A 593-nucleotide genomic window follows, 5' to 3' on the forward strand; every position below is an offset into this window, starting at 1 on the left:
CCTTCACGGATTGCGAAACGCAGACCGTCGTCCATCGCGATTGGGTGGATCAGAGTCACAACCATCTTGATGTTGTCGCCTGGCATTACCATCTCAACGCCTTCTGGCAGTTCGATGGTACCGGTCACGTCAGTTGTACGGAAGTAGAACTGTGGACGGTAGCCTTTGAAGAACGGAGTATGACGGCCGCCTTCGTCTTTGGACAGGATGTACACTTCAGATTCGAACTTGGTGTGTGGCTTGATTGAGCCTGGCTTCGCCAGAACCTGACCACGTTCGATTTCTTCACGTTTGATACCACGCAGCAGAACACCAACGTTCTCACCAGCACGGCCTTCGTCCAGCAGTTTGCGGAACATTTCAACGCCAGTACAGGTAGACTTCGCAGTCTCTTTGATACCAACGATTTCAACTTCTTCACCAACTTTGATGATACCGCGCTCTACACGACCGGTAACAACGGTACCACGACCGGAGATGGAGAATACGTCTTCGATTGGCAGCAGGAATGGCTTGTCAATCGCACGCTCTGGTTCTGGGATGTAAGAATCCAGGAAGCCAGCCAGTTCGATGATTTTCGCTTCCCACTCTGC

Annotated in this window: 1 protein-coding gene; it reads right to left on the reverse strand. The window is 51.8% G+C overall.

Translation table 11 applies throughout. The features are described from left to right. Positions 1-593: EF-Tu/IF-2/RF-3 family GTPase (locus tag SPH27_RS23045; protein WP_302221447.1), on the reverse strand; the 593-nt coding region annotated here is incomplete at both ends.

Origin of the sequence: Enterobacter sp. A103 (assembly GCF_034427535.1) — a bacterium.
Classification (GTDB): Bacteria; Pseudomonadota; Gammaproteobacteria; order Enterobacterales; family Enterobacteriaceae; genus Enterobacter; species Enterobacter asburiae_B.